15 protein-coding genes are annotated in these 14742 nt (G+C 36.3%); 13 read left to right on the forward strand and 2 right to left on the reverse strand.

Annotated features, from left to right (window positions below; translation table 11 throughout):
- Positions 1–77: 77 nt before the first annotated feature.
- From AB1278_RS03980 to AB1278_RS04025, 10 genes are all read left to right on the forward strand, one after another.
- Positions 78–569 carry a hypothetical protein gene (locus tag AB1278_RS03980; RefSeq protein WP_202841456.1) on the forward strand — a complete coding sequence of 164 codons (492 nt, stop codon included), beginning with the start codon at positions 78–80 and terminating at the stop codon, positions 567–569.
- Positions 570–598: 29 nt separating this feature from the next.
- Positions 599–2779 (forward strand): TonB-dependent receptor, encoded by a 2181-nt coding sequence (locus AB1278_RS03985; protein WP_202841454.1) that lies wholly within the window; start codon positions 599–601, stop codon positions 2777–2779.
- A 206-nt stretch (positions 2780–2985) separates the two neighbouring features.
- Positions 2986–3636 (forward strand): Crp/Fnr family transcriptional regulator, encoded by a 651-nt coding sequence (locus tag AB1278_RS03990; RefSeq protein ID WP_429812587.1) that lies wholly within the window; start codon positions 2986–2988, stop codon positions 3634–3636.
- A gap of 125 nt (positions 3637–3761) precedes the next feature.
- On the forward strand, positions 3762–4604 hold the full coding sequence (locus AB1278_RS03995) for a DUF5777 family beta-barrel protein (RefSeq protein WP_429812590.1): 843 nt from the start codon (positions 3762–3764) through the stop codon (positions 4602–4604).
- 1 nt (position 4605) lies between these two features.
- Positions 4606–4953, forward strand: coding sequence for a hypothetical protein (locus AB1278_RS04000; protein ID WP_065119704.1), 348 nt, complete (start codon positions 4606–4608; stop codon positions 4951–4953).
- A 10-nt stretch (positions 4954–4963) separates the two neighbouring features.
- The gene (locus AB1278_RS04005) at positions 4964–5509 is read left to right on the forward strand and encodes a YceI family protein (RefSeq protein ID WP_062675921.1); all 546 of its coding nucleotides are present in this window, start codon (positions 4964–4966) and stop codon (positions 5507–5509) included.
- Positions 5506–6030, forward strand: coding sequence for an ankyrin repeat domain-containing protein (locus tag AB1278_RS04010; RefSeq protein WP_062675833.1), 525 nt, complete (start codon positions 5506–5508; stop codon positions 6028–6030). Before AB1278_RS04005 ends, AB1278_RS04010 begins: the two co-directional genes overlap by 4 nt.
- A 1-nt stretch (position 6031) precedes the next feature.
- Positions 6032–6781, forward strand: coding sequence for a DOMON domain-containing protein (locus AB1278_RS04015; protein ID WP_202841448.1), 750 nt, complete (start codon positions 6032–6034; stop codon positions 6779–6781).
- 175 nt (positions 6782–6956) lie between these two features.
- A complete protein-coding gene (locus AB1278_RS04020; RefSeq protein ID WP_429812594.1) occupies positions 6957–7802 on the forward strand; it encodes a GNAT family N-acetyltransferase in 846 nt (281 codons plus the stop codon).
- A gap of 110 nt (positions 7803–7912) precedes the next feature.
- A complete protein-coding gene (locus AB1278_RS04025; protein WP_202841444.1) occupies positions 7913–9196 on the forward strand; it encodes an ectonucleotide pyrophosphatase/phosphodiesterase in 1284 nt (427 codons plus the stop codon).
- A gap of 112 nt (positions 9197–9308) precedes the next feature.
- On the opposite strand, the gene AB1278_RS04030 is transcribed toward AB1278_RS04025, so the two are convergent.
- Positions 9309–10187, reverse strand: coding sequence for an NAD(P)H-binding protein (locus AB1278_RS04030; RefSeq protein ID WP_343640642.1), 879 nt, complete (start codon positions 10185–10187; stop codon positions 9309–9311).
- A gap of 81 nt (positions 10188–10268) precedes the next feature.
- Between AB1278_RS04030 and AB1278_RS04035 the strand changes: the two genes are divergently transcribed.
- Complete coding sequence (locus AB1278_RS04035; protein WP_411413392.1) at positions 10269–10697, forward strand: winged helix-turn-helix transcriptional regulator; 429 nt, start codon at positions 10269–10271, stop codon at positions 10695–10697.
- A 52-nt stretch (positions 10698–10749) separates the two neighbouring features.
- Here AB1278_RS04035 and AB1278_RS04040 read toward each other — a convergent pair whose 3' ends face one another.
- A complete protein-coding gene (locus AB1278_RS04040; protein ID WP_110008202.1) occupies positions 10750–11805 on the reverse strand; it encodes an NAD(P)-dependent alcohol dehydrogenase in 1056 nt (351 codons plus the stop codon).
- A 257-nt stretch (positions 11806–12062) separates the two neighbouring features.
- Between AB1278_RS04040 and AB1278_RS04045 the strand changes: the two genes are divergently transcribed.
- Positions 12063–12965 carry a helix-turn-helix domain-containing protein gene (locus tag AB1278_RS04045; RefSeq protein ID WP_343640644.1) on the forward strand — a complete coding sequence of 301 codons (903 nt, stop codon included), beginning with the start codon at positions 12063–12065 and terminating at the stop codon, positions 12963–12965.
- Positions 12966–13189: 224 nt separating this feature from the next.
- Positions 13190–14530: a carboxylesterase family protein gene (locus tag AB1278_RS04050; RefSeq protein WP_202841438.1), complete on the forward strand. Its 1341-nt coding sequence runs from the start codon at positions 13190–13192 to the stop codon at positions 14528–14530.
- The last annotated feature ends 212 nt before the right edge of the window (positions 14531–14742 follow it).

Genomic DNA, 14742 nt, shown 5'->3' on the forward strand with positions numbered 1-14742 from the left:
CTTTGTACAAAAAAATATTTTCTATTGTATTGTGCCTTTCTGTTATCGTATTGTTCAATAATATGATATATTCCGGTATGACTATTCTAAAAAAAGAGCTGTATAAGAAAACACAATATAATATTACCAGGAATAAATTCAAGGATTCAGAAACCGTGTGCTTTACAGAAGCAGATATTGCAAATGTGCAGTGGAAAGAAAAGAAGGAATTTATTCTTAACGGATATTCTTATGACATCATCCAAATACGGATCATTAATGGAGAAAAAAAATTCTTCTGTTATAGGGATAAAAAAGATATAATCATCAATTCCCTGATTGATCTGTCAAAAATGCTGGCTGTACAAAATATAGATATGCACAAGCATATTAACTTCCCTCTGCATCATAAAAATGAATGTAAAACCTCTCTTTTTTTAGCGGTTATTTCTAGTAAAGAAGATGATGTTTCGGATCATTCAGATTTCAGAATACTCCCGGACTATAATTTTCCATCAGCAAATACATCCTATATATCCATTATTCCTCCTCCTCCTGAAATGTGTATCCATCAAAACAGATATAAATAGTATATTAATGGTAACACAAATTTTGAATAATGAAAAAATATATATGCATGGCAGCGGCGTTAGGCTGCATTATAGCGCATGCTCAGCAAAATCAGGAGGGGACAATTGACGAAGTGAATATCCTGGGAAGAAAAAAAATAAAACAGGAACGTGCGGAATTTAAAAGACATGGACAGTCAGTAGAAACTCTTTCCGAAGAAGACCTTAGCAGAAATAATCCGGCAGCAATAGATCAGACTTTATCCACTATGGCAGGACTGCAGGTAGATAAAAGAACCAACTTTGGTGGCCAGAGACTTGTTGTCCGGGGATATGGAAATGATCAGAAATTCAACAACTGGGGAGTGAAAGCATACTGGAATAATATACCGTTAACTACAGCAGAAGGAATCACTGTTCTGGATGATATGGATTTTGCTTTTGTGAATAATGTAGAAGTTATTAAAGGTCCGGCAGCCACCATGTATGGAGGTGGAACAGGCGGAGCGGTCCGTTTTTATACAAGACCGGATTTTACAAAAGGAATTTCAGTTTCGGAAGATGTAATGTTGGGCGCTTTTAAAACCTTTCAGTCCAGAACACAGCTGAATGCTGCAGATGAAAACTACTCCGTAAATGCTGCATATGGACATCTTGAAACGGATGGTTACAGACCCAATGGAGGCGGATTAAAAAACTTCTTCAATGTCAATGGTACAGTGAAATTAAGCAAAAAAGATCAGTTAAGTTTCCTTGCAAGTCAGGCTTATTCGTACGAGCACACTTCAGGACAGATCTCATACGATGATTACTATGCCGGAATCGATAACGGAAATGTTGCTTATATCAGAAAAAATGCCGGAACAAAAATAAAATCAACAAGAGTAGGATTGAGTAATACTGTAAGCCTTACTTCAAATTTAAAAAACTATACCACTCTGTTTTATTATAACGCAAATACAGAAAGTGTTTCTGCCGGAGCATACGGAGTGACGAGTTCCCCGAATGTAGGGCTGCGTTCCACTTTTACATTAAAGAACGGGTTTAAAGATTTTGAAAATAAGCTGGACTTTGGCGTAGAAATACAAAATTCTGTTTCCACTACTTCAAGTTATCGTTTTACAGGCTCAGAAACAAATCCACTGCAGACAACAGGAATGTCCGGAGCATCTTATTTTAAATATAATAATAATCAATCCACCTATTTTGTGATCGATTATCTGACATATAAGCCCTGGGGGCTTACTTTGCTCGCTGGACTTAGTGCCAACAGAACCAATTATGACAGGAAGGATCTTTATGCCTTACCAGATTTAGTTCCCGGACACAAAGATCAGTCTTTTAATAAAAAGTATGACATGGCTTATACGCCTCATTTTGCATTACAGAAAGAATGGAAACACCAGATCTTTAATCTAAGCTATAGTGAAGGATATAATACTCCTACCGCAGCTTCTTCGTTCATAACTGCTACCAACACTGTAAATGATGATTTAAAGCCTGAGCGTGCAAAAATGTTTGACTTCAGTGTACATGGCCTTTTACTGAATACAAAACTGGATTACCGCATTTCAGCATTCAGAATCGACTATTCCGATAAACTTGCACAGCTCCTTTTACCAGGTAATACAAGTGGGCAAACGTACTGGGCTAATACCGGAAGTCAGAAAAATACAGGCCTTGAGTTGAGTATAGGATATCAGTACAGAACAGAGAACTCATTTATTGAGAGAATTGTTCCTTTTGTAAATCTTTCTTATTACGATACAAAATATAAAGATTTTTCAATCTATGATCCCAAATATCAAGACCCTGTTACAGGGAAGACTGTAGGGAAACTAATGGTGTACGACCATAAGACAGTAGTAGGAGTACCAAGAAATAAGTACGCTGTAGGATTGGATATCTTTACCAAACCGGGATTTTATCTGGTGAATACATATAATTATCTTGGAAATGTTTATTCTGATTTTAACAATTCGAATCTGGTAAAAGGTTTCGGATTGCTTAATTCAAAATTAGGGTTTAAAAAATCATTCAATAAACTGGATCTGGACCTGTATGTGATGGGTAATAATCTTACCAGCCAGATTAATTATACATTTTTATTCTTAGGAAATAATATCAGCGATTCAGATAAAGGAAGTAACTACATAGTTCCTACAGATCTCAATCCGGGACCTGGAAAAGCCTATTTCTTTTACGGATTCAATGTGAAATACAGATTTTAAAATATACTTTTATATTCATAGATATCTTTTTACAGCAAAATGAAAATGCCACAGTTCATGACTGTGGTTTTTTATTGAATTATAAACATCACTGAAATTCATATTGGATTTGTCTAATTGTTAATTTTCTTTAATGAGGTGAAAATATGTAGTAAGCATATATCAATTTTATATCTTTGTTTAAGAAAAAGCAGAAAATATAAGATATGATTGATAACTCGTTCGCTGTAAGTAAATTTGGCTTTTTGGGTGCCGAATTTTTATCGGAGCTTGAAAAACATGCTGTTGCTGTTGATATAAAAGCAAAAACAGAGATCATAAGAGAAGGGCAGAAGAATAAATTTGTTCCTTTCCTCATAAAAGGCTCTATCAAAGTCTTTACCCTTAATGATGGAAGAGAACTGATCTACTATTACATCAAACCGAAAGATAGCTGTCTCATGACCTTTTCATCCATTCTGACAGATTATATCAGCAGGGTATATGCCATCGCAGAAGAAGATTCGGAAGCGATTCTTATTCCCGTTTCTATCATGCACGAATGGCTTATCAGATTTCCGGAAATTAATAAGCTCTTTTACCATGAATATGACCGGAGATTTTCAGAAGTTATGAATATGGTGAATGATGCTGTTTTCCATAAACTGGATAAAAGGGTTCTCAATTATATCAAACAACAGATTTCGTCCAAGGGAAACAATCCTATTAAGATCACCCATCGTGAAATTGCCAACAGTTTGGGGACTTCCAGAGAAGTTGTGAGCAGAGTTCTGAAAAAAATTGAAAGCGAAGGTGAAATTGTTCAGACTAAAGAAGGAATAAAAGTTCCTGTAAATGAAAATGTTAGAACGGTCTAATTTTAATTGTTTGAAAAGTTTATTTCTATTATTGATAAAAACAATTTGACTGGTGACTTTTATCACCTATTTTTGAATTGAGAACTCAATAAGTTTGTCATATCATAATTTAATTCAAATTGTATATGACAAAAACTCTCTTATTTTTGTCAATGTTTTCTTCAGGTCTTGTCTTTGCACAGGAAGACCTGCTGAAAGATATTGACACGGTTAAAACCAATACAGAAACCTCACAACCTGCTTTCAAAGCCCTTCAGATTGTAACAGGACAATCTACAAAACTTGCAGCCAAAAAAGAATGGTACATTATCGTTGCCCATAGATTTGGTGATATAAGCGCTGGATTTAAAGACTTTTTCGGTCTTGATCATGCTTCCACCAAATTAGGTGTTATCTATGGTATTTCAGACGCAGTATCTGTAAGCCTTTCCAGAGAAACTAATATGAAAACATTTGAAGGAGCAGTGAAATACAGATTGATAAAACAAAGTGAAAACTTCCCGGTGGATATTGTGGGGTATAACGTAATGGGAGCCAATACTGAACTGGATAAGGACACATATCCTCACCTTAAATTCAGTGACAGGCTTTCTTATCTTACCCAGGCATTGATCTCAAGAAGATTCAGTGATAAGCTTTCAGTACAGTTTACGCCTTCCTTTGTTCATAAAAACCTTTACGAACCGACCATTGAAAACAAAAATCAGTTTCTGGCAGGTTTGGGAGGACGCTATAAAATCTCAAAAAGAGTTTCTTTAAATGCAGAATACTTTGTGAATTTTGACGATCACAGTTTTTATAAAAACCCTTTATCATTGGGCGTAGATATAGAAACAGGAGGACACGTGTTCCAGCTTTTACTCACAAACTCCCAGATAAATTCAGATATCGGATATCTTACCAATGCCACAGGAGCATGGGGAAAGGGACATATTTTCTTTGGGTTTAATCTTTATAGAGTTTTTTAATATGAAAAAGCTAACATCCTTATTGATATTGTCGTCAGCAATCATACTGACGGCTTGTGACAGCAGAACGTATGAAGAGATTTCTGATAACACACCGATAACGGCATCTGTAAAATATACAGCAGATGTAAAACCCATTATGGATAACAGCTGCGCAGGCTGTCATTCTGCAGGAAGTTTTAAACCTTTAGTTACATATGATCAGGTAAAAAATAATATTGACGGAATTCTGGATCGTATCCAGAGACCTAATGGTGATCCGGAGAAAATGCCAAAGGGAGGATCTATGTCCGCAGCTCAAATCAATATGTTTATCAAATGGAAAGCTGACGGACTAAATGAAAATTAAAAAAAATGATATGAAAAAATTAGCATTATTAAGCGTATTACTTCTTTCTGCAGGGTACGCTTCAGCACAAAAATATAGCTCCAAAACAGGGAAAGTAACTTTTGAAGCTTCGGTACCACTGTTTGATGATATTTTTGCTCAGGATGACAACAATGTTGTCATTCTCAATGCAGACAATGGTGAAATGGCGTCAGTTTCAAATGTCAAAAACTTTCATTTTAAAACAAAATTAATGGAAGAGCATTTCAATGAAAGCTATGCTGAATCTGCAAAATATCCGAAAACCACTTTCAAAGGAAAGATTGTCAACTTTGATAAAACAAAGCTTACCACAAGTCCTCAGAAATATACGGTGCAGGGAACATTAAACTTTCATGGAGTAGATAAAGCCGTTACCTCTGCTGCCACTTTATATGCCAAAGACGGTAAAATCTATATGCAGGGAGGTTTTGTAGCAAGACCTGTAGATTATAAAGTGACTATTCCCAAAATGGTTACCAAGAAAGTGGCTGAAAATGTCAATATTGAATACAACTATGTAATGATAAAACAATGAGACATTTCATCTTAATATTAGGACTGTTCCTGAGTTCAGTAGTATCTGCTCAGGAAAAAGCGAAATCAATATTTGATATTGCAAGAAATGGGACTGTAACTGAAGTACAGGAGTTGATGAAGCAAAATCCGGATGTGATTAATCAGACCAATGAACACGGATTTTCACCCCTTATTCTGGCCTGTTACAGAGGAAATACAGACGTTGCCGATTTTCTGATTGAAAATGTAAAAGATGTCAATTACAAAAGCCGTGAAGGAACGGCATTGGCAGGTCTTGCGATTAAATACAACAAAGACCTTGTAGAACATCTGCTTAAGAAAAAAGCAGATCCCAATATTGCAGATGAAACAGGATACACCCCTTTATTCTGGGCTGTAAAATCCGGAAATAAAGATCTGGTAGAACAGCTGCTGAAATATAAAGCAGATAAAACAAAGAAAGATTCAATGGGAATGACCCCTTTCGAATATGCATTACAAACCAATAACAAGGAAATTATTAATCTTTTAAAAAATTGATATGAAAAAAACTCTACTAGCGCTAAGCGTACTTCTTGCTAATTTCGCATTGGCACAGTTTTCGTCAGGAACGGTAAACTTACCGGCAACTTCCATGACGGTGAAATTAGATACAACTCCTTCAGGAGTAACGATTACGGTAACAGGTGACAGCAACTCTATGATGGGAATAGGTTTTGGAACTACCGGCATGGCTGCTGGATCAGACGGATTTATTTATAACTCTTCTGCCAATAGAGACTATTCGTTCAGTAATGTTCCTAATGCACCTTCGGCCGATGCATCTCAGGACTGGACAGAAACTTCGAACACCGTATCCGGATCTACAAGAACTGTAGTAGCAACAAGGTCACTTACAGGTGGAACAGGAGATTTTGCCATTGCCAATGCGGCTGGAACAATCAATATCTTCTATGCCCGTAAAAGTGGAGGAACTTCTTTAGGATACCATGATGCAGGAAGAGGATATGCAACATTGACGATGACAGCTGCCACTTTATCTACCAATGAAATTACAGCTGATAGCAAAAAGGTAAATCTATATCCTAATCCGGCAAAATCAACCGTTAATTTCAAAAATTCTGACAAAATAAAATCCGTTGATATCTACGAAGCAACAGGCAGAAAAGTATTGTCAATAAAACCGGATGGAGAAAGCATCAGTATTGAAAATCTGAAATCAGGAAGTTACTATCTTGAAATTCAGCTTAAAGATGGAAGTACATCTTATGAAAAACTGATCAAAGAATAATTTTTCAGAAAAAACACACCTCAATATTTTTTAAACAGATACCTCTGATTTTTCAGGGGTATCATTTTTTCTTAAAGTCCCAATTTCAGGGTGATTGCTTTAAAATTCTTATATTTGTATGTATCCTGATTCTTAATAAAGGAAAATTTTTTGACCTTATAATTTTTACGATCCTATGGAATTCAAAACCTTAGCTGATATCACAATAGATGAACTTTTATCAGTATTCAATTACTCATTTTCTGATTATGTTGTTCCTTTTCACTTGACAAAAGAAGTGCTTGTTTCAAAAATTGCAGCAGAAAAATTAGATCTGAGTTTGTCTGCCGGAGCATTTGAAGAGGGGAAACTGGTTGGCTTTATCCTTCAGTCTGAAAAAATTGAAAACGGGGAGAAAATTATTTACAATGGCGGTACAGGAGTAGTTCCGGAAAGCAGAGGCAAGGGATTGGTGAGAAAAATGTATGATTTTATCATTCCTGTTTTAAAGGATAGAAATGCCAATACCTTATTGCTTGAAGTGATTGAAGGAAATCAGCCTGCCATCAGAGCTTATGAAAATCTCGGGTTTACGATTGTACGAAGATTACTTTGCTTCAACGGAAGTATTCAGCAGGGAAAAGAAAATGCTGAGGTTTCTATTAAGGATTTGAAAGAATTTCAATGGGATTTGTTATGTTCATTCTGGGATATTGAACCTTCATGGCAGGGATCAGTTTTCGTATTGGAACCGATGCCTGAAAATTATGTGACTTTAGGTGCTTATGAAAGGGAAAAGCTCGTCGGATATATTGTTTATGGTCCTCCATCGAAAAAAGTATATCAGTTTGCTGTAGATAAGAATTACAGAAATAAGGGAATTGGTACAAAGCTCTTTAATGCTATCAGAGAAAAAAATAACGGGCAGGCGATAGCGTTAAACAATGTGGATGATTCTTCAGAAAGTACAGATAAGTTTCTTAGCGAAAAAATAGGACTGAACAACTGGCTGTCACAATTTGAAATGAAAAGGTCTATTTAACAGCGATTAATTTTGATTCAAACAAAATAAGAGGTTTTAATATACTTTTAATCTCTTAAACTTTTCAGGGAGAAGGATAGGATGTAACTTTGCCGAAAATTTTTAAAATAATGAAGCGAGGAATCCATTTTTTACTGCTGCTCATTTCCTTTACGGCTTTTGCCCAGCAGGCCAATATTGATACTGCCCAGGTTGTAATACCAGAAAGACAAAACAGTACTGAAGCACAGTCGAAACCTTATGTGATTATGATATCAACGGATGGTTTCCGTTATGATTATGCTAAGAAATATAATGCTGAAAATCTTTTAAAACTGGCTAATGGCGGTGTAAAGGCTGAAGCAATGATTCCAAGCTATCCAAGTATTACTTTCCCCAACCACTGGAGTCTTATCACAGGGCTTTATCCTTCCCATCATGGCCTGATTGATAATTTTTTCTATGATTATAAGAGAAAAGAAGGATATGCGATGAGCAATAAGAAAAATGCTGAGGACGGAAGCTGGTATGGAGGAACTCCGCTTTGGGGGCTTGCTGAAAAACAGGGAATGGTGTCGGCCTCTTTAATGTGGGTAGGATCTGCCAGCGATGCAGGAGGGATGAGACCCACTTATTATTATCCATATCACGAAAAGTTCACACCTTCCGAAAAGGTAGAAAAAGTGGTAAACTGGCTGAAACTGCCTGAAGATAAAAGACCTCATTTTATTTCATTGTACTTCCCGGAAGTAGATGGGAGCGGGCATCATTTTGGTCCTGATGCGAAAGAAACGGAAACAGCTGTTCATCTGATAGATCAGGCTATTGGTGATCTTGTTCAGAAAGTAAATGGATTAGGATTGAAAAATGTCAACTTTGTTTTTGTTTCCGATCACGGGATGATTAAAGTAGACGGCGGTACACCTTTGGAAATTCCTGCTCTTCTTTTTGATAAAAACAGATTTGATTTTTATAATTCCCAGACTTTGTTGAGAATTTATGTTAAAAATCCGGATGAGGTAAAAGCAGTTTACAAAGAACTGAAGGCTAATAAAACGGATGATTACGAAGTATATCTTGATAAAAAACTTCCCAGATACCTTCACTTTGCAACAAGAGATGACCAGTACAACAGAATAGGACAGATTCTTCTGATTCCTAAAGCCCCAAAAATATTTCTGGAAAAAGGTAAGAAAACATCTGTTGGAAAACACGGCTATAACCCTAAAGTTGTACCGGAAATGAAAGCGGTTTTCTTTGCCTGGGGACCGGAATTTAAAAGCAATATGGTGATCAGCGAATTTGCGAACATCAATGTTTATCCATTGGTAGCTGAGGTTTTAGGATTAAAAATTGATCAGCCTATTGATGGAAAACTGAAAGTTTTAAAAAGAACTTTAAAAAACAAAAAATAGTATTGATTTAAAGATATTATAAAATAAATTCGGCGCACCTTTGGTGCGCCGAATTTACTTATAGCCAGCATTTTAATTCCAGTCCTGAACTTTTGTTTCAAGACAAAAGAAATTAAAATTGAGAAGCAAACTCCTTTGCAAAATCTTCTAATTTAACACTTCCTGTAATCGGGGAACCATGATCAATAAAATCTTTCTGTACAACACCGGTTCTTATTCCTCTTCCCATTTCAACATACAAATTAGCCATATCTTCAGGTAATCCCGCCTGAAGCATTCCGTTTAAAGAATCTTCATCAGAGAATTCTACCCATGGAAGTTCAGGTTTATTAACAGATGTTCCCAGAACCTTTGCAAAGTCAGAAGCTTTTCTTACATCACTTACAATATATCTGATGTTGTTAGCTTTTTCATCTTTTACCAATTCTTCAGCGGCAGCGTTGGCTATATCATTGGGATGTACTACAGGTACTTCAATATCTGCAGGATAATTTCCTCCAATGATTCCTGCATTTTGAATTAAAGGAATATCATTGAAAAAATTATTGTAAAAATATCCGGCTCTTAAAAAAGTAAAAGAAGTGTCTTCTACGTCATTATATATTTTTTCAATATTGTGAAGACCCGCAATAGGACCGTTTTCTACCGGAGATTCTGCACCTACACTGCTTAACATGACAGCTCTTTTTACATTCGTATTTTTCAAAGCTTCAGCATAATTTTTTCCTGCATTGGTCGTGTTTTCCACAATTTTATCCGGGCTGATCGCTGGAGGGGTCATCACAAAAACTGCATCCGCTCCATCAAATGTTTGTGTTAAAAAATCAACGTCTGTGATAGACCCAATGGCCGGAGTTGCACCCAGAGATTCAATATCCTGTTTTCTGGCATCGCTGCTGCTTACTATGGTAATATTGTGCCCGTCGGCAATTAATTTTTGTGCTAATGGTTTAGCTACATTTCCTAGTGATCCTGTGATTATAATTTTCATATGTAAATATTTTTTATTTCTGAGAACAAAGTTATATTTGTACTTACTTTTATACAAGTACTTACCTTAAAGTATGTAGATATGACAGCGATTAAAGAAAGTTCAACCATTCAGGAGAATAAAAAAACAGTGCAGGATTGTCCTGTAATGTACGTTATGGAAAGAATTGGAGGATTCTGGAAACCGATTATCCTGTTCAATCTTTCCACAGGAGAAAAAAGATACAGCGAATTGAAAAAAGCAATTCCTGCCGTAACAGAAAAAATGCTTATCCAGCATTTGAAACAGCTTGAAACAGACGGACTCATTATCAGAACAGCAAAACCTGTAGTGCCACCTCATGTGACCTATAAACTGAGTGAAGCAGGGAATGAACTGGCTCCAGTGATTGATGCCATGGCAGCATGGGCTTTTCAGGATATGGAAAGAAATGATAATAAATGTACTGAAGGAAACAGATATATAACGAATCAGGATCAGAATGCTTTTAGCCAAAATCTGAAAAAATAAAGCAGGCTCTTCGATCTGAAGAACCTGTTTCTGTTACTATTTTATAGAAGAATTATAAAGACTGCATATCAATAACGAAACGGTATTTTACATCGCTTTTAAGCATTCTTTCATATGCGTTGTTGATATCCTGCATTTTAATCAGTTCAATATCAGATACAATATTATGTTTTCCACAGAAATCTAACAGTTCCTGGGTTTCTGCAATACCTCCGATTAAAGATCCTGCTACAGAACGACGTTGGAAGATCATAGGTCTTGTACTTACCTGCGTTTCCTGGAATTCACCTACGAATCCTACGAGAACCAGAGTTCCGTTCAGAGAAAGAGTCTGCATATAAGGATTGATATCGTGTTCGTAAGGTACCGTATCAATGATAAGGTCGAATTTACCTTTTACAGCATCCATTTGAGAATCATCCGTAGAGATTACTACGTGATCTGCTCCAAGCTGTTTCGCATCATCCGTTTTTCCCGGAGTTCTTGAGAATAAAGTAACTTCTGCTCCCAGTCCTTTTGCTAGTTTGATAGCCATATGACCTAAACCGCCTAATCCTACAACGGCTACTTTTGAACCCGGACCAGCGTTCCAGTGTCTTAACGGTGACCATGTGGTAATTCCTGCGCACAGAAGGGGTGCTACTGCTGCCAGATCTAAATTTTCAGGAACACTTAAAACAAAATGTTCATCAACAACTACTTTTTGAGAATATCCTCCAAAAGTATGACCTCCAAGGTGCTTATCTTTTCCGTTATAAGTCCCTGTAAATCCATTCTGGCAATATTGCTCCAGATCGTGCTGACAACTGTCGCAATGTCCGCATGAATCCACCATGCATCCTACTGCCGCCAGATCTCCTGCTTTAAATTTGGAAACCTCACTTCCTACTTTGGTAATTCTTCCAACAATTTCATGTCCCGGAACTACAGGATATAAAGATCCGCCCCAGTCATTTCTGGCTGTATGAAGGTCAGAGTGGCATACCCCGCAGTATAGGATTTCAATCTCTACATCTTTTGAGGTGACTTCTCTTCTTTCAATATTCATTTCTTTCAGATCTGCTGTGGTAGACTCTGCACCATAAGCTTTTACTGTTATTGTACTCATTTTTATATTTAGTTTATTTAGGGTTATAAATTATGATATTCAATATGAACCTATGCTGTTCCTTAAGAGAACTAATCCGGAAAAGCTTTTCCCTTTTTGAGGAATGTCCGTATTAAAAGTTTCTATAACGATACAAAAGTCGAAACTTTCCTGTAAACAAAACTTATACAGATTACCGAATTACTTACCAATTTTACAGACACCATTTCAGTTACAAATGAAAGTGGTAATTTTGAATAGTAATAAAAATGTACTTCATGGAAAATCAGAAGGTTGAAATCTACAACAGTGTTTCGGAATACAATAAAATGGCCAATCATGAAACCCTGCATCCGCTGGTGAGTATTATTGATTTTTCCAAATCTGATCCTATCTGCCAGCACCAAAGAAAATTCGGGTTTTATACCGTTTTTCTGAAAGATGTAATGTGCGGAGATATGCAGTATGGGAAACACAGCTACGATTATCAGGAAGGAACTTTAGTTTTTATTGCTCCCGGACAGACGTATGGAATTTATAATAATGACAGATTTATCCAGCCTGCAGGTTTTGCCCTTATTTTTCATCCTGATTTAATTAAAGGAACCAACTTAGGGAAGAATATGAAAGACTATTCCTTCTTCTCTTATGATGTACATGAAGCGCTTCATCTTTCAGAAAAAGAAAGAGAAGTGGTGCTGGATTGCTTTAAAAATATTAAACTGGAGCTGGAACAGGCTATTGATAAACATAGTAAATCTTTAATTGTTAATAATATTGAACTCTTTCTGAACTACTGTATGCGTTTTTACGACCGGCAATTCATTACAAGAGATCATATCAATCAGGGTGTCATAGGTAAATTTGAAAATCTGGTGGATGATTATTTAAAATCTGAAAATCCGAAGAATATAGGTTTTCCTATGGTGAACTATTTTGCGGAAAAGCTAAATCTTTCTGCCAATTATTTCGGAGATCTGATCAAAAAAGAACTGGGAATCTCAGCTCAGGAGTTTATCCACAATAAACTGATTGATATAGCTAAAGAACAGATTCTGGATCAGGGAAAAACAATAAGCGAAATTTCTTATGATCTGGGCTTTAAATATCCACAGCATTTTACAAGGCTGTTCAAAACCAAAGTAGGAATTTCACCCAGCGAATATAAAACCCTGAACTAGTTTTTTAACACGAATAACACTAAATTTTTTACGAATTACACAATAATGGTTTGTGAATATTTGTGCCTGCATTTGTGGAATTAGTGGTTAAATTATTTTTAACACGAATAACGCTAATCTTTTCACCAATGACACCATAATTATTAGTGAATATTTGTGTACTCATTTGTGAAATTTGTGTTTAAATAATTAAATTTAAAGAGAAAAGTTTTCACAGTTTTAAGATGACACCAAATCACCAAGACACTACTGTTTTTAATACCAGATTCGGGAGAATTACAGCTCTAAAAGAACAAGGAGTTATAAGGCTTAAAAGTATCCGATACGCCCATTCTGAAAGATTTAAAAAACCAGTCGCCATAGAAGCCTCTTTATCTTCAAACATTATTTCTCCGGAAAAAACTCCGGTGTGCCCGCAGGCTTTAAGTCCGCTTGTAGAAAAAATGATCGGAGCGACACCTGTTGAAAGTTTTGAAGCAGATGAATCTACCCAGTATCTTTCCATAACCCGGCCACAAATTATATCTGAAAATGAAAAACTTCCTGTGGTGGTCTGGATCCATGGAGGCTCTCATGAAATAGGCTGTGGAGATCTGGCTACAGCCGATCCTGCCGAATGGGTAAAAGAACAGCATATTATCGTTGTGAGTGTTTCATATCGTCTGGGATTATTTGGTTTTTTAGGGGGAGATGAGAAAAGACCTGCCAATCTTGGATTGCTGGATATCATCGAAGCATTAAGGTGGATCAGAAACAATATAGCAGATCTGGGGGGCGATCAAAATAATATTACCCTTCTCGGGCAGTCTTCAGGAGGCGATGCTATTGCTCATTTAATGATTTCGGAAGGTGTGGAAGGCTTATTCCAGCGTGTGATTATTCAAAGTGCTCCCTTGGGATTACGTCATAAAAGACAAAAAATGTCTGCAGAATTTCTGAAAAAAACAGAAGTGCTGAAAGAGGAAACCGATGTTTTAAAAATGATGGATGAGTACAAAGCATGTGTGCCTTCCGTAATAAAATATGGGTTGAAAGCTGCGATGCCTTTCGGAACTCAATACGGACATTTTCCTTTGTGTAAAGAAGAAGATTCTGTGGAAATGTGGAAAAAAAATGCTCAGAAATTTGATGTCCTGATTGGTTTAAATAATGATGAAACGGCATTCTATCTTAAAACCTCAGAAGCTTTAAATAAATATTTCGGAAAAGGATTAGGTTTAAAAATCATGGATAAAACGGTTGAAAAAACTACAGCATTGATCTATGGAAATCCGGCAAGACAGTTTGCCCGGAATCTGGCGGATGCCGGTGGAAATGTCTATCTATTCAGAATTCATTCAAAACTGAAAGACAATCATATCGGAGCACCGCATTGTATTGATCTTCCTTTAATTTTCGGAAATGAATCAGCCTGGAAATCTTCCGAATTGCTGAAAGATATTCCATGGAGTCGTATTCATGAGAATGGTAAAAAACTGAGAGCGCTCTGGGCTGAATTTGCCAGAACCGGAAAAATTGCTGATACCTCAGAAAGACCGGAAATCCTGGAGCTTCAAAAGATGTAACCATACGTCAACTTACCACGACCTTTCAACTTAATCGATATTCAATTGAAGACGTAAATTCCCCTCCTGTGGGGCGGCGAAAATTCAAAGAATTTTTGACGGGGTGGTTATCGTTTTTCAATGTTTGTTTTTTTTATGAATTATGTTTTAAATTAAGTAATTGGTATTGAATATATATTCATAATTGTAATTTTTAATGTATATTTATTATC

Source organism: Chryseobacterium sp. NRRL B-14798 (assembly GCF_050470705.1).
Taxonomy (GTDB): domain Bacteria; phylum Bacteroidota; class Bacteroidia; order Flavobacteriales; family Weeksellaceae; genus Chryseobacterium; species Chryseobacterium cupriresistens.

What these genes read in the sequence shown, in the direction of transcription:
- AB1278_RS04035 (WP_411413392.1), top strand. Translation starts at nt 10,269, where the DNA reads ATGACAGCGATTAAAGAAAGTTCAACCATTCAGGAGAATAAAAAAACA.
- AB1278_RS04025 (WP_202841444.1), top strand. Translation starts at nt 7,913, where the DNA reads ATGAAGCGAGGAATCCATTTTTTACTGCTGCTCATTTCCTTTACGGCT.
- AB1278_RS04040 (WP_110008202.1), bottom strand. Translation starts at nt 11,805, where the DNA reads ATGAGTACAATAACAGTAAAAGCTTATGGTGCAGAGTCTACCACAGCA.
- AB1278_RS04005 (WP_062675921.1), top strand. Translation starts at nt 4,964, where the DNA reads ATGAAAAAATTAGCATTATTAAGCGTATTACTTCTTTCTGCAGGGTAC.
- AB1278_RS04020 (WP_429812594.1), top strand. Translation starts at nt 6,957, where the DNA reads ATGGAATTCAAAACCTTAGCTGATATCACAATAGATGAACTTTTATCA.
- AB1278_RS03990 (WP_429812587.1), top strand. Translation starts at nt 2,986, where the DNA reads ATGATTGATAACTCGTTCGCTGTAAGTAAATTTGGCTTTTTGGGTGCC.
- AB1278_RS04000 (WP_065119704.1), top strand. Translation starts at nt 4,606, where the DNA reads ATGAAAAAGCTAACATCCTTATTGATATTGTCGTCAGCAATCATACTG.
- AB1278_RS04015 (WP_202841448.1), top strand. Translation starts at nt 6,032, where the DNA reads ATGAAAAAAACTCTACTAGCGCTAAGCGTACTTCTTGCTAATTTCGCA.
- AB1278_RS04030 (WP_343640642.1), bottom strand. Translation starts at nt 10,187, where the DNA reads ATGAAAATTATAATCACAGGATCACTAGGAAATGTAGCTAAACCATTA.
- AB1278_RS03980 (WP_202841456.1), top strand. Translation starts at nt 78, where the DNA reads ATGACTATTCTAAAAAAAGAGCTGTATAAGAAAACACAATATAATATT.
- AB1278_RS04050 (WP_202841438.1), top strand. Translation starts at nt 13,190, where the DNA reads ATGACACCAAATCACCAAGACACTACTGTTTTTAATACCAGATTCGGG.
- AB1278_RS03985 (WP_202841454.1), top strand. Translation starts at nt 599, where the DNA reads ATGAAAAAATATATATGCATGGCAGCGGCGTTAGGCTGCATTATAGCG.
- AB1278_RS04045 (WP_343640644.1), top strand. Translation starts at nt 12,063, where the DNA reads ATGGAAAATCAGAAGGTTGAAATCTACAACAGTGTTTCGGAATACAAT.
- AB1278_RS03995 (WP_429812590.1), top strand. Translation starts at nt 3,762, where the DNA reads ATGACAAAAACTCTCTTATTTTTGTCAATGTTTTCTTCAGGTCTTGTC.
- AB1278_RS04010 (WP_062675833.1), top strand. Translation starts at nt 5,506, where the DNA reads ATGAGACATTTCATCTTAATATTAGGACTGTTCCTGAGTTCAGTAGTA.